We start from the raw sequence: 21,005 nt of genomic DNA on the forward strand, positions 1-21,005 counted from the left end.
TTATAAAAGCCACAGAACTTCTAACTAATAGAATAGCTCTGTGGCTTTTTTATACTCCAGTATTAATTCGCTAGCTTAGCCTGCATTGCCAGTTCGAAACTGCGCAACCTATCGCTTACATCATATAAATCACAAGTGAAAATTAATTCATCTGCTTGGGTTTCACTAACAATAGCTTTTAACTTAGCTTTTATTTTCTCTGGACCACCTACGACAGCCATTGCAAAGAAGTTAGCTACAGCTTGTTGTTCATGCGGTAACCACAAGCCAGCCATACTGGATACCGGCGGTTTCATCTTTAACGAGTCACCTCGGACTAAAGATAAAATACGTTGATAACTAGTAGTTACTAAATAGTCAGCCTGCTCATCACTATCAGCCGCGACCAGAGGGATCCCCAACATCACATAAGGTTTCGCTAACTGCGCCGAGGGCTTAAAGTTTTCACGATATAAGCTTATAGCTTGTTGCATAAAACGTGGTGCAAAATGTGAAGCAAAAGCATAAGGCAACCCTTGTTCAGCTGCAAGCTGAGCACTAAATAAGCTAGAGCCTAACAACCAAAGCGGCACTTTAGTACCATTCCCGGGTGTAGCCACTACGCGCTGCCCCTGTTGGGCATCGTTTAAATAGCGTTGTAGTTCTGCCACATCTTGCGGAAAATCTTCAGCGCTACCGCTGCGAGCACGCCTTAGTGCATGAGCGGTATATTGATCTGTACCAGGTGCCCTGCCTAAACCTAAGTCAATTCGACCAGGATATAAAGTTTCAAGGGTACCAAATTGTTCTGCAATAACTAAAGGCGCATGATTAGGTAGCATAATACCACCAGAGCCTAAACGAATACTGGTGGTACCCGCAGCAAGATAGCCAAGTAAAACAGCCACTGCAGAACTGGCTATCCCATCCATATTATGATGTTCTGCCACCCAAAAGCGCGCATAGCCTAATCCTTCAACATGTTTAGCTAAGACTAAGGCATTATGTAAAGCTTCAGCCGTAGTGCCCTTGTCACGCACTGGCGCTAACTCAAGCACTGACAGCTTAACCTTGGTTAAATTAGTCACTTAAAACCCTCCGCTTCGTAAAGCAGCAATACGTTTTTCTAATGGCGGATGACTTAAAAATAACTCAGATTTTTTGGCGCCACTGGCAATACCAAAGGCCATCATACTGCCTTCTAAATGACTCTCTGAATTATGTTTTAATCGCTCTAAAGCTGCAATCATCTTGTTAGGCCCTTCAATTCTGGCCGCACCGGCATCGGCACGGTATTCACGTTGGCGTGAAAACCACATAACGATAATACTAGCCAAGACACCAAACACCATTTCTAGCGCGAACACAGTGGCATAATAAGCAAAGCCACCGCCAGAGTTGTTATTATTACTATTGTTATTTAGCATACCGGCAATTAAGCGAGCGAAGAAAATAACAAAGGTGTTCACCACACCTTGGATCAGGGTTAAGGTTACCATGTCGCCATTGGCGACGTGTGAAATTTCATGGGCTAAAACTGCTTCTACTTCTTCTTGGCGCATATTGCGTAACAAACCAGTACTGACAGCGACTAAAGCATTATTACGATTCATGCCCGTGGCAAAAGCATTCATTTCAGGTGAGTCATAAATTGCCACTTCAGGCATACCAATATTGGCCGTTTTAGCTTGACGAGCAACAGTACTCATTAACCATTGCTCGGTGGCATTGCGTGGCTGCTCTATTACTACAGCACCCGTTGAGCGCTTAGCCATCCATTTTGAGATAGCTAATGAGATAAAAGAACCACCAAAACCAAAGATTGCTGCAAAAACTAATAAGCCACTAATACTACTGCGATCAACTCCCAGCATACTAAACACAACATTAAGCACTATGCTCAATACCGCTATTACGGCTAAGTTAGTTAATAAAAATAACAAGACTCTTTTCACGCTTTACTACCTTTTAAGTTTAAAAATCCAGAACTGTACTTAATATGGGGGCGCGTGAGGTGTTTTCAAATAGTTTAGCTAGTATTTTTCATTAGCCAGTGCAGTTAAAGCCGTCATAACTGCACTGGCTAATTGCTTGGCTTGCTGAGCTGAATTTAAGTTATCAGCTTTAGTTTGTAAGGGGAGTACGGCTAAACATGGTTGGGCAATACGCTGTTGTAGGTCGGCAATATTTTGCTCTAATAATAACATCTGCGGATCAACACAATTTGCTACCCAACCGACAATTTTACAACCACTGCGCGCTATCTCTCTTATGGTCAGCATAGCGTGATTTAAACAGCCTAGTTTTATGGCAACCACAACAATAACTGGTAACTGATTATCAGCCACCCAGTCAGCTAAGTAGCGCTGATTATTAAGAGGTAATAACCAGCCGCCAGCGCCTTCAATAACACAGAGATCAGCTTGCTGTTGCTGCCAACTCTGTAAGCTAATATTAAGTGTTTGCTCACAAATAGCTTGCTGATTTAACTTGGCAGCTAAATGCGGGGCAACTGCTTGTGGTAAGTAAATAGGATTAAACCAACTATAAGGTAACGCAGCACCTGTTGCAGTCGAATACAGTAACGCGTTACCAGAATGCTGCTGTAATAATAAAGCATCTTCATTATAACCAGCCTCATTACCACCTGCCGCTAGCGGCTTTACGCCTATAGCTTGGTAATCTAATTGCTTAAGCCCCTGTAGCAACAAGGTACTAACATAGGTTTTGCCCGCATCGGTGTCGGTTGCGGTAATAAAGATAGTTTTACTGCTCATGTTTTTGGCCATAAATAAATAACACTTGATAACTGGCTTTTAAACCCAGTGCAGTTCTATGTTGCTCATAAGCATGACCTAGTTGTTGCCAATAATTTTTACCCGTAAGGCCTAAGCGTTTATTGCCTACTACTTGGTTAGCACCTAAGGCTTTTAACTCTCGGGCTAAACTTATAACATCGTCATAATATAAGGGGTAATTAAGCTGTTTAAACTGCCAATTGATGCCGGTTAGTTGTTGGCACTGGGCTATTAACAGCTCGGCAGGTAAAAATGCATTAACATGGCTAGCATCATCTAAGGTAGCAAAAGCTTGGCGTAATTCATCTAGCGAGCCTTGCACTAAGGTGCTAATAACTAGTTGGCCCTGTTTAGTTAATATTCGCTGTATTTCCGCTATTACTTGGCTAGGCTTGCGACACCATTGCAACATCAAGCTGGAAAAAACAGTATCAATACTGCTATCAGCCAGCGGTAAGCTGGCTGCATCTGCTTGCAAATAATTGTCTGCCAAGGCTAACTCAGCGGCTTTTTCTAACATATTTAGGCTTAAATCTACCGCAGTTAAACGCTGACAATAATCAGAAAACCTAGGATGTAACCAGCCAGGGCCACAACCTAAATCTAATAAATGGCCTTGGTTGCTAGTGGGTAAAAATGCTAGAGCATCTAGGGCAACTTGCTGCTGTAAGCGTGCTGCAGCAAAATAACTATCTCTTGCCTTGCCAAAGCGCTGAGCAATTAAATCCTGATATATAGGCTTAGGTAATACAGTCATAATGCTTTCTTAAATTATTAACAAGTTGTTTTATATCATCAGCTTGATGCATGCAATTTAACGTAACGCGTAACCTTGAGCTGCCTGTAGCAACGGTTGGCGGCCTTATAGCTGTTAGCCATATTTGCTGTTGTTTTAATGCTAAACTAAGTTGTAGTGCCTTTTCAGCGCAGCCAACTACTACAGCTTGGATTGGCGTATTTGACGCAAGTATTGGCAAGTCAGCAGCTAGGGCTAACTGCCGAAATAACTGAATGTTTTGCTGCAGCTTATCTCGCCGCCACTGTTCAGTTCTGCATAAATTAACGCTAGCCAATACAGCGGCGCACAGCGCGGGAGATAAGGCGGTACTATAAACATAATGCCGTGCAAACTGCTCTAAATAATCTATAACCGTTTTGCTAGCACCAATAAAGGCCCCGCCTACCCCTATGGCCTTACCAAAATTAGCCATAGTGCAAAATAAAGCTGAAGGCGCGACCCCTTGCTCGGCCGCACTGCCACGGCCTTGATCACCTAATACGCCTAAACCATGAGCGTCGTCGAGTAGTAAGCCCGCATTATAATCCTGACAAAGCTGTACCATTGCCGCTAAATTTGGCGTATCACCATCCATACTAAACACACCTTCGGTGACTACCATAGTGTTTTGCTGCTCACTGTTATAACGCTGCAATAGCTTAGTTAAGGCTGCAAGATCATTATGACCAAAACGCTTAAAGCTTGCCTTACTGTGTATTGCGCCATCAATTAATGAGGCATGGCTTAATCTATCTAATAGCAATAGATCATCTTTGTCTGTTAGTGTCATTAACATTGCTTGATTAGCAGCAAAGCCAGATGAAAATAACAAGGTACGTTCAAAGCCTAACCAGTCACATAAGCTATCATTCAATTGCTGATGAATACTATGTTGACCCGTAATTAGCGGCGAGCCGGTACTGCCAGCGCCATATTGCAAAGCACCCTCGGCATAAGCTTGCAATACTTTAGGATCATTGGCTAAGCCTAAGTAATCATTGCCAGAGAAGTTTAAGTAATCTTTACTGGCAACAGTCAGCATGCGGCCCTGATAGCGCGCTAAGGTGACAGGCGTTCGCTTAAGTTGCAAAGCCTCTCGCTGTAATAACGCCTGCTGTAATTGTTCTAGTTTTATCTTCACTTATAACAACTACCCATAACAATGACCCAGTACCGTCTCTAACACAGGCTTTAGCCACATCTTATTTCGCCGCGTGATATAAAGGCGCAGTATGCTGCTCTTTAATGGCATCAGCTAAGGCTAGCGAATGTGCCTCATCAGAGACATCATGGCGACGCTCAGGGTTAATGCCTAACTTTTTAAAGAGCTGCATATCGGCATCAGATTCTGGGTTATCTGTTGTCAGTAACTTATCGCCATAAAAAATAGAGTTAGCGCCGGCTAAAAAGCATAAAGCCTGCATCTGTTCATTCATACCAGAGCGACCAGCAGATAAACGAACATGGCTTTGCGGTAACATAATACGGGCAACGGCTATAGTACGAATAAACTCAAAATCATCTAAGTCTTCAACATTTTCAAGCGGTGTACCTGCTACTTTAACTAACATATTAATAGGCACACTTTGCGGGTGCTCAGGTAAATTAGCCAATTGCATTAATAACGCCGAGCGATCATTTGCCGTTTCGCCCATGCCTAAAATACCGCCACAACATACTTTCATGCCAGCATTACGAACATGCGACAAGGTGTCTAATCTATCTTGATAAGTACGAGTAGTAATTATTTCGCCATAAAACTCAGGCGAAGTATCTAAATTATGGTTGTAATAATCTAAGCCTGCTTCTGCTAAGGTACCGGCTTGTTCGTCGGTTAGCATACCTAAGGTCATACAGGTTTCTAAACCTAAAGCTTTAACACCGCGAACCATTTCAATAATATAGGGCATATCGCGTTGTTTAGGGTTAGTCCAAGCTGCCCCCATGCAAAAACGGCTTGCACCTTGGTCTTTAGCCGCTTGTGCCTGTTGCAGCACTTTTTCAACTTCAATTAAACGCTCGCGCTCTAAGCCCGTATTATAGTGGCCACTTTGCGGACAATATTTACAGTCTTCTGCACATGCACCCGTTTTAATTGATAACAAAGTGCTTATTTGCACTTCATTGGCATTAAAATGTTGCCGATGAACGTTTTGGGCTTGAAATAATAAATCGTTAAATGGCAAAGCATAAAGTGCATTAACTTGCTCAAGTGTCCAGTCATGGCGCACGGTAGCTGTCATAAAAATCCCTATTAAGATTGAGGTTATGATTATTTTTCGCTAGTCTAGCGCCCGTCGCCCCGTTGTCAATCTAACAAGCAAGCAAAACTTTACTATAGGTTAATAAATGAGCATAAATCTAGCATTTGATCGTGAACACATCTGGCATCCCTACACTTCTATGATAGATCCACTTCCAGTTTATCCTGTGGTTGCCGCTAACGGCTGTGAGCTTGAACTTGAAAATGGCCAGAAATTAGTTGATGGCACGGCGTCTTGGTGGTCTGCCGTGCATGGTTATAACCACCCTGCACTGAATGCTGCAGTTACAGAGCAACTTAGCAAAATGGCTCATGTTATGTTTGGCGGTATTACTCACCCTAGTGCGGTTAACCTTTGTCAGCGCCTCTTAGCCATGGTGCCAACTAATTTAACTAAGGTGTTTTTAGCCGACAGCGGCTCTATTGCTGTTGAAGTAGCAATAAAAATGGCCTTGCAATATTGGCAAGGTAAAGGCAACAAAAGTAAACAAAAGCTCATTAGCCTGCGCAAGGGCTACCATGGCGATACTTTTGCCGCCATGGCCGTTTGTGATCCTGTAGATGGTATGCATGGCATGTTTAACGATGTGCTCGCCCAACATTACTTTTTACCCGCACCACAATGTGCTTTTCATGACACTTACTTTGATGTTAGTACCATGCAACCGTTGCAGCAATTACTACAACAAGAGCACCAGCAAATAGCCGCCTTAATTTTAGAACCTATAGTTCAAGGTTATGGTGGCATGCGCTTTTATCATCCTGAATACCTAAAAGCAGCCAGAGCTTTATGTGATCAATACCAGGTTTTGTTAATTTGCGATGAAATAGCCACCGGCTTTGGCCGCACCGGTAAGTTGTTTGCGTGCGAGCATAGCCAAATTCAGCCCGATATTATGTGTGTAGGTAAAGCCCTAAGTGGCGGCTATATAACCCTTGCAGCCACTTTATGCAGTGATGAAGTGGCAGATGGCATTAGCTTAAGTGATGCAAAAGGCTTAATGCATGGCCCTACTTTTATGGCTAACCCATTAGCTTGCGCGGTTGCTAGCGCGAGCTTAGATATTATTGCCACAGGTCAATGGCAACAGCAGGTAGCAGCCATAGAGCAACAACTTAAGACTGAATTAGCCCAGTGCAAACAAGGCCCAGGCGTAAAAGAAGTTAGAGTACTTGGCGCTATTGGTGTAATAGAAATGCACAACAAGGTAGATGTTGCCAAACTACAGCAACGCTTTGTTGAATTAGGGGTGTGGATCCGGCCATTTAATAACTTAATTTATGTTATGCCCCCTTTTATTATTACAGCAGATCAATTAACTAAATTAACATCAGCCATGTTGGCTGTATTAAGAGATTAGCCGCTTAACACTTGCTATAATTGCTGGCGCAAAATATAAAATAAAAAGCCTAAGCTGGTTAATAACAGCAAAATAATATTGAAGTGCAAATGATCGCTACGGCGTTTTAATCGAAACCAATTAAGCACTAAGCTAATACTGCTTAATAACACGCAGCCCCATAATAACCATTCTAGCCAAAAGGTTAACGTGGGCCGCCAATAGGTTCTTATATCAATATGCCAATAACGAACCAAACCCGAATCCATTTCTGGGCTAGCATAATGGGTAATAACTAGACAGACTAAAAATAACAACCAACCAACAATAGCTAGCCAAGCAAACAGGCGACAAACTAAATCTGGTCCAGTACGCCTGTCTTTTGGTTTTATATTTAAAGTATGTAGGTCCAATTTTGCTATCCTTTTCAAGTTTTACTTGTGTTAAGCGTATGGCTAAGTATCATTACAGCTTTCCTTTTATTAGCTAAGTTTACACCTTTTGGAGTTTGTTGCATGACCCACGCCGTGATTAAAGATGTTTTAGCAGGCCGCTATGCCGCAGGTGAGCAAATCACCGTTAAAGGCTGGATCCGCACACGCCGCGATTCTAAAGCCGGTATTTCTTTTTTAGCCATTCACGATGGTAGCTGTTTTGATGCAGTGCAAGCCGTTGTACCCGCTGAACTGCCAAATTATACAGAAGAAATTAAACACCTTACCTCTGGTTGTGCTGTTATTGCTACTGGCGTTGTTGTGGAATCAGAAGGCCAAGGTCAAGCTTTTGAAGTTTTAGCTAGCACGGTTGAAGTTGTTGGTTGGGTTGAAAACCCTGAAAGCTACCCTATGGCGCCTAAACGTCATAGTATGGAATACCTGCGTGAATATGCCCATTTACGGCCACGGACTAATATTACTGGTGCTGTTACTCGGGTTCGTCATTGCTTAGCTCAAGCGGTACATCGCTTTTTCCACGAACAAGGCTATTACTGGATTAGCACGCCAATCATTACTGGCTCTGATGCTGAAGGTGCCGGTGAAATGTTCCGTGTTAGTACTTTAGATCTGGAAAACCTACCTCGCACCGATAAAGGCGCAGTGGATTACAGCGAAGACTTTTTTGGTAAAGAAACTTTTTTAACAGTATCAGGCCAACTTAACGGTGAAACCTATGCCTGTGCCATGTCTAAAATCTATACTTTTGGCCCAACCTTCCGTGCTGAAAACTCTAATACTAGCCGGCACTTAGCTGAGTTTTGGATGATAGAGCCAGAAATCGCTTTTGCTGAATTAAAAGATATTGCGCAATTAGCAGAAGATATGTTGAAGTATGTCTGCAAAGCGGTGTTAACAGAGTGTGCTGACGATATGGCCTTCTTTGCTGAACGGATCGACAAAACTGCTATTAGCCGTTTACAACAATTAGTTGATTCTAAGTTTGTCCGTATGGATTATACCGACGCTATTGAAATCTTAAAAAATTGCGGTAAACAATTCACCTACCCTGTGGAATGGGGAGTGGACTTACAATCAGAGCATGAGCGTTATTTAGCTGAAGAGCATGTTGGTGCCCCTATCATTATGCAAAACTACCCTAAAGACATTAAAGCTTTCTATATGCGCTTAAATGAAGATGGCAAAACTGTCGCAGCTATGGACGTATTAGCGCCGGGGATCGGCGAAATTATCGGTGGTAGTCAGCGTGAGGAGCGTTTAGAAGAGTTTGATAAACGTTTAGCTGAAATGGGCTTAGATAAAGAAGATTATGGCTGGTATCGTGACCTGCGTCGTTATGGCACTGTACCCCATGCTGGTTTTGGCTTAGGTTTTGAACGTTTAGTCTCTTACGTTACTGGTGTTAGCAATATCCGTGATGTGATTGCTTTCCCACGTTATCCAGGCCATGCTGACTTTTAAGTGTTAAGTGTTAAGTGTTAAGTGTTAAGTGTTAAGTGTTAAGTGTTAAAAAAGCGCTGTTAGCATTAGTTAGCAGCGCTTTTTTTTATAGCGAATTAAAATAACTACTTATTATAATTCGCTAAAATAATCGTCTACTACAACAGGGTGACGTTTAGTTGGTTCAGCGTTTGCTGTGCCTAAATATAAAAAACCAACAATTTCATCTTCTTCTGCCAACTCTAAGGCTTGTTTAACATAGTCTAGCTGAGCATATGCGCCCGTACGCCAAATACCAGCAAAACCTTGAGCAAATGCCGCTTGTTGCATGGCCATTACAGCGCAAGCGGCAGAGTAATGCTGCTCTAGCACAGGTATTTTTGCATGCTCGGTAACTTTAGCAATACAAATAATGACCATAGGCGCTCTAAGCGGTAGTTGCCTTGCCCGTTCTAAAATTTCTGCAGCGGTAGTTGGGTTATCTTCTACTGCAGCTTCAACAAAGATATCACCTAATTTTAATAAGGCTTCGCGGCCTTGGGCAATAATAAAGCGCCAAGGTCGCAAGTTTCCATGATCAGGAACTTGCAAAGCAGCACGTTTAATATTATCTAGTACTTCACCTTGCGGAGCAGGTTCGGTTAAGCGAGTCAAAGAATAACGACTAGTAAGTAGGGTTAAAGCATCCATAAAAAACCTCAAAGAAGTAAGCTAGCTAAAGCCTAGCAAATTTATCTTGGACTGACATTAGATTCTATCTTCTTAAGATGTAGTTGCTGTGTAATCAAGCAGTTTGCTGGTTTAAACAGCAAACTGCTTAGAGCCGAACAGTTAAATAATAGCGGCAAGCTCTGCACCTTGGCGAATTGCCCGCTTCGCATCTAGCTCGGCAGCTACATCAGCACCACCAATTAAATGATGCTTAATACCTTTAGCCGTTAAACCTGCAACTAAGTCGCGCTGTGGTTCTTGACCGGCACATATAATTACATTATCAACATTTAAACAGCGTTCTTTACCTTCAATTTCAACCCAAAGGCCATGGTCGTCAACTTTAAGGTAACTCGCTCCAGCAATCATTTCGACGCCTTTTTTCTTTAATGACAATCGATGGATCCAGCCAGTTGTTTTTCCTAAACCACCACCTACTTTGCTAGTTTTGCGTTGTAATAAATATATTTTACGTTCCGACAAAGTCGCAGGTGCATCGGGCAATAAAGCCCCCCTTGCTTGATATGATTTATCAATTCCCCACTCTTTTAACCAAGCATCAGGCTGCAGGGTTAAAGACTGTGGTTCACTTAGGTATTCAGCAACATCAAAGCCTATTCCACCAGCACCAATAATAGCCACATGCTGACCTACAGGTTTATGATCCCGTAGCACATCTAAGTAACTAAGCACTTTAACATGATCGCTGCCAGCTAAGCCTATGTCCCTAGGGACTATGCCTGTTGCTAATATTACTTCATCAAAACCCGCTTCGGCTAAGCTATCAGCAGTTTGCTCACTGTTTAAATGTACCTTAATAGCGTGAAGACTTAGCATACGTTCAAAATAACGTAAGGTTTCGTAAAACTCTTCTTTACCCGGAATTTGCTTAGCATAGTTAAATTGGCCGCCAAGTTGGGCCGCTTTATCAAAAATCTGTACTTCATGGCCACGCTCAGCAGCATAAACACTAAAGGCCAAGCCGGCAGGACCAGAGCCTACTACAGCTAGCTTTTTACGTTGTTTAGTCATGGGGAAGTTAAGCTCTGTCTCATAGCAAGCCCGCGGGTTAACTAAGCAGCTGGCGCGTTTGTTTTTAAACACATGGTCTAAACAAGCTTGATTACAGGCTATACAAGTATTAATTCTATCTGCCTGATCAGCCGCGGCTTTATTAACAAAGTCGGCATCGGCTAAAAACGGTCTAGCCATACACACCATATCCGCTTGACCACTGACTAAGATATCTTCTGCAACTTGGGGATCATTAATGCGGTTAGTGGCAATAACGGGTATAGTTACCTCTTTACGCAAACGTTCTGTTATCCATGTAAAGGCTGCTCTTGGTACACTAGTACTAATTGTAGGCACTCGGGCTTCATGCCAGCCAATACCGGTATTAATTAAAGTTGCACCTGCTTTTTCAATCGCATTGGCTAAGCAAACTACTTCTTCATAGCTACTGCCATTCTCAACCAAATCGAGCATGGATAAACGGTAAATAATAATAAAGTCAGGTCCACACTGCTCTCTAACCGACTGCACTGTTTCTTTAGCAAAACGGCTGCGATTAGCAAAGCTGCCGCCCCATTCATCATGGCGTTGATTAGTGCGCTCACATATAAACTGATTAATTAAATAACCTTCAGAGCCCATAATCTCAACGCCATCATAACCCGCTTTTTTAGCCAATTTGGCAGCATGAGAAAAATCTTTAATGGTATTGTTAATCTGTCGTTTAGACATAGCAGAAGGTGAAAATGGCGTGATAGGTGATTTAACTTTACTAGGTGCAACACTAAAAGGATGATAACCATAACGGCCAGCATGTAATAATTGTAAGCAAATTTTAGCATCATGCTGATGCACGGCAGCTGTTACCTGCTTATGCTTACTAACCTGCCACCAAAAACTTAGTTGGCTGCCAAAAGGAATTAAACTACCGCGAAAGTTTGGGCTGATACCGCCAGTAATAATCAAACCTACTCCGCCTTTAGCCCGCTCGGCATAAAAAGCAGCCAGCTTGGCAAAGCCTTGTTTCTCTTCCTCAAGTCCAGTGTGCATAGAGCCCATAATGACTCGGTTACGTAAAGTGGTGAACCCCAGTTCTAGTGGTTGTAATAGTTTTTCGTATGCCACATAAGCCTCTCTGGTCGTACCTGTCTAATATAACTCAAACTTTATCTGCTTTATGCTGTTTAAGCAAGCCAGACGATTGTGCTAGTAACTAATAGTAACTATTGATTTTATATTAAAAGTTAAGCACTAAAAGTTAAGATTAATACATTTACTTACAAATTCAGCTTAGCCTTTAATTAGAAATTCGTTAGCATAGTCATAATTATTAGTGAACTAATGGAAATTTACCATGGCAGAAAAAAAACCAGGCTTGCTTCGTCGTTTATTTCGACCTATAGCAAGAATTTATCGTGGCTTTAGAAGTATAGTCTTAAATATCTTATTTATTGTTATCGTTATAGGTATTGGCGTAGCAATATTTAGTGATAAAGAATCAGTACAAGTACCGGCAACCTCAGCGTTAATTTTAAACTTAACCGGGGATCTGGTTGAAGAAAAGCGTTGGACTGATCCTATCTCCGCCGCCATTACAGAAAGTTTAGGTGGCCAAGAAGAAGCTCCCGAGCTATTAGTACGTGATGTAGTAAAAGTGATAAAACATGCTGCTACCGATAATCGTATTCAAACTATGGTGTTAGATTTATCCTCATTAGGCAGTGGCTCTATGGATAAATTAAAAACTGTTGGCTTAGCAATAGAAGAATTTAAAGCTGCGGGTAAAAAAGTATTTGCTTATGGCGCCTACTTTGGCCAAAACCAGTACTTTTTAGCTAGTTATGCCGATGAAATTAGTCTAAGCCCTATGGGTGCCGTTATACTAGAAGGCTTTGGTAGCTACCCTATGTACTATAAAAACGCCTTAGAAAAGCTAAAAATTAATACTCATGTATTTCGGGTTGGCACTTATAAGTCGGCCGTAGAGCCATTTATGCGTAACGATATGTCCGATGCAGCTAAAGAAGCAAATAGTGAGTGGTTAAATGCATTATGGTCTGACTATAAGCAACAAGTTGCAGCCCGTCGTGATTTTACTCTTGATACTTTTGATGACACTTATGATTCTATCTTAGCTAAGTTACAAGCAGCTGATGGTGATATTAGCCTATACTCATTAAATAATGGTTTTGTTGATAATATTCAAACACGTGAAGAGTTTCGTAATAAAATTATCGACATCGTCGGCGAAAATGACAAACATACTTATAACAATGTCACTTATAACAACTATGCTAGCCTAGTCATTCCAAAACATACTATAGATAATCCTATTACAGATAAGGTTGCTGTAGTAGTGGCCCGAGGCATGATTGTTGATGGTCAAGCTAAAGCCGGAACTGTTGGTGGAGATTCAACTGCAGCCTTATTAAGACGTGCTCGTCATGATGATAAAGTTAAAGCGGTTGTATTACGTATTGATAGCCCAGGTGGTAGTGCCTTTGCTTCTGAAGTTATCGGCCAAGAAATCACTTTGTTACGCCAAGCAGGTAAGCCTGTCATAGCCTCTATGGGCGCTGTTGCGGCTTCTGGTGGCTATTGGATTGCAGCGCCTAGTAATGAAATTTGGGCCTCTCCTACTACTATAACTGGTTCAATTGGTATCTTTGGTTTATTGCACACTGCTGAAGACGCCATGAAAACTTTAGGCTTAAATGTTGATGGTGTAGGTACAACTGAGTTAGCAGGTCTTTCAGCTGGCTTACCATTGTTTAAAGGCTTAGAACCTAAAGCTAAAGATGTGTTCCAGCTATTAATAGAACGTGGCTATACCGAGTTTTTAACTATGGTTGCTCAAAATCGAAATATGACCAACATTGAAGTGGACGCCGTAGCCCAAGGCCGTGTTTGGACAGGTAGCAAAGCCTTAGAACTAGGCTTAGTTGATAAACTAGGTGACTTTAACGATGCGGTAGCTGCTGCTGCAGAAAAAGCTGGCTTAAGCCACTATGACGTTACTGTATTAAAACAAGAGTTAACACCTGCTGAAAAAATGATTAATGATATTTTTGGCTCAGCTAAAGTTGCAGCTTGGTTACCGCAAGCTCAGATCAGCAATGAGCGCTTAATATTAAATAAATTAACTAAGCAGTTAAAACAAGATTTTGTGTTATTAAACCAGTTTAATGATCCAAATGGCATTTATTCTTATTGTGTAAGTTGCACAGTTAACTGACACTTAGCCTGAACTGTTTTACAATGCCCAGTATGTCTGGGCATTTTTTTGATTTTTATAAGTAATAAAATGAATAATAGAAAACGAATTTATGTTGCCTACACCGGCGGTACTATAGGGATGCAGCATTCCGAGCAAGGCTTTATTCCTGTTCCTGGTTTTTTAACCGACACGGTTAAAAACATGCCTGAGTTTTATCGGGATGAAATGCCGCTATTTCATATTCATGAATATGAACCGGTAATAGATTCATCAGACATGACACCAGAGCACTGGCAAACCATAGCAGATGATATTCGCCAACATTACTCCGACTATGATGGTTTTGTGGTCTTGCATGGCACTGACACTATGGCCTATACGGCATCGGCCTTATCATTTATGTTAGAAAACCTAGCTAAGCCTGTCATCGTAACCGGATCGCAAATACCTTTAGCCCAAATGCGTTCTGACGGCCAAGTTAACCTATTAAACGCATTATATTTAGCCGCTTATTATCCTATTGCTGAAGTGAGTTTATTTTTTAACAATCAATTGTTTCGCGGCAATAGAGCGACGAAAGCTGATGCTAATGGCTTTAATGCCTTCGCCTCACCTAATTTCCCTGCTCTTATTGAAGCGGGCATTAAAATTAATTTAATCGCAGGTAAGTTACAACATCAGCCAACCTCAGCGCCATTACAAGTAGCCACTATAGTACCGCAACCTATTAGTGTGGTGACTTTATATCCTGGTATTAGTAATGACGTTATTCAAAATATGACCGCCAGCCCTATTAGGGCTTTAATTATTAAATCTTTTGGTGTTGGCAATGCACCGCAGCGGCCAGAATTACTAAAAATATTAACTGAAGCTAGCGAACGTGGCTTAATTCTTGTTAACTGCACCCAATGCTTTAAAGGCACTGTTAATATGCAAGGTTACGCAACAGGTAGCGCGCTGGAACAATGTGGCGTAATTAGTGGTTTTGATATGACCTTAGAGGCAGCCTTAACTAAACTGCATTACTTGCTAAGCAAGCCCTTAACCGCAGAACAAATACGCCAGAAAATGCAGCAAAACTTACGCGGTGAACTTACCTCAGCATAATATCAACTCTGGCTAAACCTATTTGCACTTAAAGTTTAGCCAGAACTAAACGCTTATACAGCTACTGTTACTACTTGTTCTGCCATTTTACGATATCTGTCTAGCAAATTTGGCAAGGTTTCATATTGCTCACTAATACCTTTTTCTAATAAAAACTCAGGATTATACAACTTAGAATATGAGCGCTCGCCTAAATCACAAGCAAAGGTAACAATATTTCGGCCGGTATTGCCCTGCACTGCAGCCATCACAGCACCAGCAACATTTAATGCTGAGCTACTACCTAAAACTAGGCCATCGTTATCACGAACATAACGCGATATCGTCACTAAATCTTGGTCGGGTAAGGTAACAGCGTGGTCAATTTTGGCTTTTTTAAAGTTTTCAACTAGGCGCATAATACCAATGCCTTCAGTAAAAGAGCCACCCGCTGCTTTGTACTCACCATATTGCAAATAATGTGCTATGCCTGAGCCTTCAGGATCAACTAACCAAACATCAATATCTTTGTTTTGTTGTTTTAAATAAGCTGATGTACCCGCAATAGTGCCACCTGTGCCGCAGACTGATACCAACACATCAACCTTACCCGATGTTTGTTGCCAAATCTCAGGGCCAGTATGTGCAAAGTGAGCTTTATAGTTGCTTAAATTTTCAAACTGATTGGCCCACCAATAATCACTGTTTTGTTCGGCAATACGCCTAGCTGTATGATAAAAATGGTTTTCATTAGCAAAGCCACAAGCGTCAACTAATTTAAGCTGTGCACCATGTAAGGTTATCATCCGTTCTTTTTCAGGCGTTTGGCCTTTTGGCATCACAGTTAACATGTTAAACCCTAGCGCTTTTGCCACTAGGGCTAACCCTATCCCAGTATTACCAGCGGTGCCTTCAACTATGGTCATACCAGGCTTTAACTCACCACGCTGCACAGCATCGCTCACTATTTGTAAAGCAGCTCTGTCTTTAACCGAACCACCAGGGTTCTGAAATTCACATTTAATATAAATATTACAACCGGTTAAAGTAGATAATGACTCTAGTTTTAGTAAATCTGTATTACCAATAAGCTCAGTAACATTGTTTTTTATTTTTGACATAAATAAACCCTAGTTAAGTTACTTTTATGGGTAAAGTGTAGTTGTGTTAGAAAAAAATACCGGTGGTTTTGGCACCGGTATTTTATGTTATTGACAAATGTTGAGACTAATAAAAAGTGTAGCTTAGATAAATATCGCTTTTACTCGGGCTAATAAGGCTTGTTCATTATCTTTAACCTGACCAAACTGTAACCAGCGGTGCAGTAAGTCGTGTACTTCTAGTGAATGACCTTGATTGTGTTTTTCAGACATTAACACTAGTTGTACTTGTTGCCTTTGGTTTTTTAATGCCTCTGGTGAGGGTTTGTCGGCTAGTATTTCTAGTGCTAGGGTTAATTCTTCCCGGCTAAATTGCTGCTCTTGTTGCTTGTTAAAGCTGTCTCGATACGGCGCCGGTAAATCAGTGGCTTCTAACTCTGCTGAACTAAGTAAATCAAACATAGCATTAAACTCAGCTTGCTGTTGCTGCTGGCGTATTTGCTGTAGCTTAAACTGTGCTTTTTGAATTAAGCCTTTAAGCGCATGCGGATTATCGGTTTGGTTTAATAGGCTAATCACCTCTTCTACTGCCACTGTAGTTTCTGCTGCTTGCAACTGAGCCGTGTATTGTTCTAATTGCTGCTGCATAGCTTCTTTATCGGCTTGCTCGGCTAATTGCTGTTGTTGGTATTGCTCAGCTCGGCTATTAAAGAAGCCATCGCATAATTGCCTAAATTCCTGCCATAAAGCTTGATCTTGTTTACGCGCTGCTGAACCTAAGGTTTTCCACTTTTGCTGGCTTTCTTTTAAAATAGTGGCTGTCACCTGAGGCTGGTCTAGGGTTAATGCATTTTTAACTTGTTCTATTAACAGCTGTTTTTGCTCAGCTACTTGCTGTTGTAAGCTGGTAATTTGCTGGCGAATAGGTTTTATAGCTGCTTGATATTGCTGATAAAGGGCTTGATATTGCACTTTATCTACCGCCCCTGCTTGTTGCCAAGCTTGGCGCAGGTTATTTAGCAGTTGTTCTAATGGCTTTAACTCTATAGCCGTTAGATCAATTTGTTCTGCTTGTTGAATAATAGCTTGGCGCTGGCGTAAATGCTCGGCTCTTTGCTGATCTAAATTAGCAAAATATACTCGGCAAGCCGCAAAAGCCCGTTCACAAGCAAGATCAAAAGCAGCATTTAGTTCAGGTTCTAATTCTGCTGCCGCTTTACCTAAACTATTCCAAGTTGCTCTAGCTTGTTTAACTTGCTCGGCACGCTGATGAATATCACTATCGGCGATTTGCTCAGGTAATTGCTGCATTTCAGCTAACAAAGCTTGTTTGCGTGGCGTGGCAATATATTCTTGCCAATCACCTAACTCAGCAATTTTTTCCCGAACATACTCAAGCTCTTTACTTACCATGGCTTGTTGTTGGTTTGATAATTGACCAAAATCTTGCTCTATGCCCTTACTTAAACCAAATAAAACATTAAACTTACCGGCTTGATATAAACGCTTAAACTGGGCCATTTTACTTCGGCACTGGCGTAATGTTTTATCGGTTTCCATGTTAGCCTGTTTAATAAGCTGTTGCCATTGCTGCTGCAGCTGGCTTTTAGCCTCTGCTAAGCTTTCTGGTACAGCAATAGCCATTTTTTTGCTTATAGTGCGCCACTGTTGTTGCCACTGCTGTAGCTTTGGCTCTAGTGCCATAACAGCTGCAGTATCTGCAGCTAGTGGTAATGCCGCCCAATCGGCCACAATTTGAGTTAGCTGAGTTAGCTGTTCTACTAGTGCTGGCAAGTTTTCTAGCTGCTGCTGTAACTTAGATACCTTAGTAGTTAAAACTGCTGGTGCTTGTGCAGTTTGTAGCTCGGTTGCGATTTCTATTAATTGCTGTTCAAGCAACTGGGCAGCACTAAGATCTGTTGTTAATAAGGCTGCTTGCAGTTGTTGCTCTAAACTGGTTAGGCGCTGAGTTAAGCTTGCTAATAATGCTGCTTTAGCATCAGCCGCCGCTATAGCTGCTTGCTTTTCTGCTAGCTCAGCTAAACGTGGTGCTAACCATTGTTGAAGCTGTTGCTGAATTTTCTGGTATTTGTCACTAAATACTTCAGCCTCAGCACCTAAACAATCTAAATCTTTGGCCAGTGTTTGCCATTCTTGTTGATATTGTTCTATTTGGCTGGGTAACTCAGCAACACTGTATCTGTCACGGAGTGCATTATATTTTGATAAAAATAAAGTCAGTTGCTTACGTAAGGTTATGGGTAATTGTTTTTGCTGCTCTAATTGTTGTAGTTTTTCGGCAATAACTTGCTGCAATTCACCATCAAGACGTTTGTATAAGCGCTCTAACGTTTTTTCATCATTAATAAAACTTAACAAATGCTGTTTATGCTCTAGGGATAATATTTCATCTTGCAGTGCTTGAGTATAAAGCTCTAACTTGTTTAAGCGTTGTAACAAGTTAAATTTTATTGTTGGATCAGTTTCAGCTACTGCTAGCTGCTCTAATATACTGCTGCGGTTACATTGGGTTATAAAGGTCTGTTTTAGCTTAGTATCAACCTGATTATGCAGTAGCATTTCAATTAAACGCTGCTCAGATAATAACTGTAATCGTTCACTATTATCGTGTTTGCTAGCTTGCCACCATAGAGAAAAATCATTTAACTTAGTTAAGGCTACACGGCGTACGGCTTCAGAGCCATCGTTAAAGGCAAGCTCATGTAAAATGGTTTTATGAACCGGTGTAGCAACATTAAGCTCATTAATTGCAGCTTGGCGTACATTGGCATCTTTATGCTGCCACTTTGGTTTAAAGAAACGTTTAAAGATCATCGTGTGAAAACCTTGCAATAGAGGGCTGTGGTTCGTATTGTTTTTTTAATTCTGCTTTGGTTTTTTGAATCATCTGGCCATCAGCACCTATAGTGAACAACTCTTCGGATTTTAACACTTGAGCCTGATATGCCATTACTAGCTGTAAGCTATGCGCTAATTGAGCCTCGGTTAATAGTGTACCATCTGCCCAGCGTCTGGTTTCTACAGACTGAACTAGCTTTTCATAAGTGTCAGGTGTCATAGCCTGAATTAACGCATTTAAATTCATTGGTTATTTTCGCTTTTTTATCAGTAATATACGACCACGAGTAATAATGTACCAAATAAAGCCCACTAAGATACAGCCATAAGCTATAAGCTGCTGAAAACTACCAGCGACAGGGTCCCACCAATACAATAAGCCAAAACCTAATAGAAATAAGATTAAGGCCAACATTGATTGCGTAATTAAACTTTGTACCTTATCAAAATGTTTATCGCGCGCTAATGCGTGCATTTTTTCTGGCGTCATTGCCGTTAAATCTTTTTTACAATGATTACACTCTGTACTTTTATCTGATATTTTCCGCCCGCAAAATGGACATGCAATAATTGCCATATTGTTTTAACCTGTAAATTTATAAGATACTGGTTGCTTAGGTACTGCAACAAATTAAGCCAAATAAAATTGTGACGAATTGTTTAACACTAAAAGCATTAAACAACTCGCGCTATTTAGACAATTAATTAGCGTAAATCGTCAACTACTGCTAACACTGCTATTAACATATCTTGACCTAACTTCATTGAACGGATATCAGACCAGCCAGTGGCTTCATCTGGCAAGTTTGCATTATCTTTAAATGGCATTTCTACCGTATAAGATAAGCATTTAAAGTGGTCGCCCACCCAAGCTGCAGCAACGGTCATATTTGCTTGACCAGGTGCTTCTAAATCATAACCATATTCGGTTTGAAATTCTGGCGTCACAGTAACTAAAGTTTGCTTAAAGGTATTTTCTAATTGCTCAATGCGAGAATTGTAAGATGGTACCCCTTCTGTACCTGCAACAAAGTTGTAAGGTAGATTTTCATCACCGTGGATATCTAAAAACATATCAACGCCAACTTCTTGCATTTTGTTACGTACTAAAAATACTTCTGGGCTTTTTTCCATACTAGGTGTTTGCCATTCACGGTTAAGGTTAGTTCCCACCGCATTAGTACGTAAATGACCACGAACTGAGCCATCTGGATTCATATTTGGCACTATATAAAACACAGCTTTGTCTAATAGTGTTCTGGCAACACCATCATCTTCATCTAATAAACGATCCACTAAGCCTTCAATTAGCCATTCTGCCATGCTTTCGCCTGGATGTTGACGCGCCGTGATCCAGATATTTTTCTTACCTTCTGCTGGTTCACCAATAATAAGCATACTCATATCACGGCCATCTAAAGTCTCACCCAACTCCACTAACTGACAGTTATAGTCAGCTTGTGATTGGTGCAATAAGTCCATATGGCGCTCGTAGCTATAAGGGGCAAAATAAGCAAAATAGCAAGACTCAGCTTCAGGAAAATGGTTGATGGTAAGTACCTGGCCATCATATTCTGTGTCTACTCTAAACCAGTTTTGGCGGTCATAAGAAGCTACGGCTTGGTAATCTTTCCAGCCATCTGGATAAGCTGCACCACCCGCATTCATCAGCATAATTTTATGTGGTTCAGCATGAGGTGTACTTAAACGAAAGTGAAACCATTGATAAAATTCTGATTGATTATCTTTACGAATAGCTAGTTGAATATTATCTGGGCTGTCTGCTTTGATAACCTCGATATTACCACTATCAAAATTACTGGTTATTTTCATGTCGTTTATCCTTACTTAAGATGAAATATGGCGCAAGTCACTATAAATTATCGTTAAATAGCTATTAATAACCCTGTAGTAACGTTGCAATAGCTGCTTTATAAAAAACATTTCAAAGTTTTAAAATAATTT

General features: G+C 41.2%; 18 protein-coding genes. 4 read left to right on the plus strand and 14 right to left on the minus strand.

Translation table 11 applies throughout. The features are described from left to right. Nucleotides 1-62: 62 nt before the first annotated feature. The 6 genes from RDV63_RS09270 to bioB all read right to left on the minus strand — a co-directional run bounded on the left by RDV63_RS09270 (nucleotide 63) and on the right by bioB (nucleotide 5,798). A complete protein-coding gene (locus tag RDV63_RS09270; protein ID WP_313909217.1) occupies nucleotides 63-1,067 on the minus strand; it encodes an LLM class flavin-dependent oxidoreductase in 1,005 nt (334 codons plus the stop codon). After that, complete coding sequence (gene htpX, locus RDV63_RS09275) at nucleotides 1,068-1,934, minus strand: protease HtpX (protein WP_313909218.1); 867 nt, start codon at nucleotides 1,932-1,934, stop codon at nucleotides 1,068-1,070. Between the two features lie 78 nt (nucleotides 1,935-2,012). Then, complete coding sequence (gene bioD / locus RDV63_RS09280; protein WP_313909219.1) at nucleotides 2,013-2,756, minus strand: dethiobiotin synthase; 744 nt, start codon at nucleotides 2,754-2,756, stop codon at nucleotides 2,013-2,015. After that, nucleotides 2,746-3,534, minus strand: coding sequence for a malonyl-ACP O-methyltransferase BioC (bioC, locus tag RDV63_RS09285; RefSeq protein WP_313909220.1), 789 nt, complete (start codon nucleotides 3,532-3,534; stop codon nucleotides 2,746-2,748). Before bioC ends, bioD begins: the two co-directional genes overlap by 11 nt. Continuing rightward, nucleotides 3,518-4,696, minus strand: coding sequence for an 8-amino-7-oxononanoate synthase (locus RDV63_RS09290; RefSeq protein ID WP_313909221.1), 1,179 nt, complete (start codon nucleotides 4,694-4,696; stop codon nucleotides 3,518-3,520). Before RDV63_RS09290 ends, bioC begins: the two co-directional genes overlap by 17 nt. A 61-nt stretch (nucleotides 4,697-4,757) precedes the next feature. Further along, a complete protein-coding gene (bioB, locus tag RDV63_RS09295; RefSeq protein WP_313909222.1) occupies nucleotides 4,758-5,798 on the minus strand; it encodes a biotin synthase BioB in 1,041 nt (346 codons plus the stop codon). 106 nt (nucleotides 5,799-5,904) lie between these two features. Between bioB and bioA the strand changes: the two genes are divergently transcribed. After that, nucleotides 5,905-7,179, plus strand: a complete 1,275-nt coding sequence (gene bioA / locus RDV63_RS09300; protein ID WP_313909223.1) for an adenosylmethionine--8-amino-7-oxononanoate transaminase — start codon at nucleotides 5,905-5,907, stop codon at nucleotides 7,177-7,179. Between the two features lie 14 nt (nucleotides 7,180-7,193). On the opposite strand, the gene RDV63_RS09305 is transcribed toward bioA, so the two are convergent. Next, entirely contained in the window at nucleotides 7,194-7,571 is a 378-nt protein-coding gene (locus RDV63_RS09305) for a hypothetical protein (protein WP_313909224.1), read from the minus strand. 102 nt (nucleotides 7,572-7,673) lie between these two features. On the opposite strand from RDV63_RS09305, the gene asnS reads away from it, so the two are divergent. Further along, complete coding sequence (gene asnS, locus RDV63_RS09310; RefSeq protein WP_313909225.1) at nucleotides 7,674-9,074, plus strand: asparagine--tRNA ligase; 1,401 nt, start codon at nucleotides 7,674-7,676, stop codon at nucleotides 9,072-9,074. Between the two features lie 111 nt (nucleotides 9,075-9,185). On the opposite strand, the gene RDV63_RS09315 is transcribed toward asnS, so the two are convergent. Both RDV63_RS09315 and RDV63_RS09320 read right to left on the minus strand, forming a co-directional pair. Next, nucleotides 9,186-9,743: an NAD(P)H nitroreductase gene (locus RDV63_RS09315; protein WP_313909226.1), complete on the minus strand. Its 558-nt coding sequence runs from the start codon at nucleotides 9,741-9,743 to the stop codon at nucleotides 9,186-9,188. A gap of 141 nt (nucleotides 9,744-9,884) precedes the next feature. Then, nucleotides 9,885-11,903 carry an NADPH-dependent 2,4-dienoyl-CoA reductase gene (locus RDV63_RS09320; RefSeq protein ID WP_313909227.1) on the minus strand — a complete coding sequence of 673 codons (2,019 nt, stop codon included), beginning with the start codon at nucleotides 11,901-11,903 and terminating at the stop codon, nucleotides 9,885-9,887. A gap of 229 nt (nucleotides 11,904-12,132) precedes the next feature. Here RDV63_RS09320 and sppA point away from each other — a divergent pair, with 229 nt between their 5' ends. Together sppA and ansA are read left to right on the plus strand one after the other, a co-directional pair. Next, nucleotides 12,133-14,013 (plus strand): signal peptide peptidase SppA, encoded by a 1,881-nt coding sequence (sppA, locus tag RDV63_RS09325; RefSeq protein ID WP_313909228.1) that lies wholly within the window; start codon nucleotides 12,133-12,135, stop codon nucleotides 14,011-14,013. A gap of 69 nt (nucleotides 14,014-14,082) precedes the next feature. After that, nucleotides 14,083-15,102 carry an asparaginase gene (gene ansA / locus RDV63_RS09330; RefSeq protein WP_313909229.1) on the plus strand — a complete coding sequence of 340 codons (1,020 nt, stop codon included), beginning with the start codon at nucleotides 14,083-14,085 and terminating at the stop codon, nucleotides 15,100-15,102. 53 nt (nucleotides 15,103-15,155) lie between these two features. Here the strand turns inward: ansA and RDV63_RS09335 are convergent, their stop codons facing one another. The 5 genes from RDV63_RS09335 to RDV63_RS09355 form a co-directional block, all read right to left on the minus strand. Then, nucleotides 15,156-16,202 carry a cysteine synthase A gene (locus RDV63_RS09335; protein ID WP_313909230.1) on the minus strand — a complete coding sequence of 349 codons (1,047 nt, stop codon included), beginning with the start codon at nucleotides 16,200-16,202 and terminating at the stop codon, nucleotides 15,156-15,158. Between the two features lie 123 nt (nucleotides 16,203-16,325). After that, the gene (locus tag RDV63_RS09340) at nucleotides 16,326-19,016 is read right to left on the minus strand and encodes a DUF349 domain-containing protein (RefSeq protein ID WP_313909231.1); all 2,691 of its coding nucleotides are present in this window, start codon (nucleotides 19,014-19,016) and stop codon (nucleotides 16,326-16,328) included. After that, nucleotides 19,006-19,287 carry a YeaC family protein gene (locus RDV63_RS09345; RefSeq protein WP_313909232.1) on the minus strand — a complete coding sequence of 94 codons (282 nt, stop codon included), beginning with the start codon at nucleotides 19,285-19,287 and terminating at the stop codon, nucleotides 19,006-19,008. The genes RDV63_RS09340 and RDV63_RS09345 overlap by 11 nt, the downstream gene beginning before the upstream one ends. A 3-nt stretch (nucleotides 19,288-19,290) precedes the next feature. After that, nucleotides 19,291-19,617, minus strand: a complete 327-nt coding sequence (locus RDV63_RS09350; RefSeq protein WP_313909233.1) for a zinc ribbon domain-containing protein — start codon at nucleotides 19,615-19,617, stop codon at nucleotides 19,291-19,293. A 128-nt stretch (nucleotides 19,618-19,745) separates the two neighbouring features. Next, nucleotides 19,746-20,873 carry a M14-type cytosolic carboxypeptidase gene (locus tag RDV63_RS09355; RefSeq protein WP_313909234.1) on the minus strand — a complete coding sequence of 376 codons (1,128 nt, stop codon included), beginning with the start codon at nucleotides 20,871-20,873 and terminating at the stop codon, nucleotides 19,746-19,748. Between the last annotated feature and the right edge of the window lie 132 nt (nucleotides 20,874-21,005).

This window comes from Rheinheimera sp. MMS21-TC3, from assembly GCF_032229285.1.
Classification (GTDB): domain Bacteria; phylum Pseudomonadota; class Gammaproteobacteria; order Enterobacterales; family Alteromonadaceae; genus Alishewanella.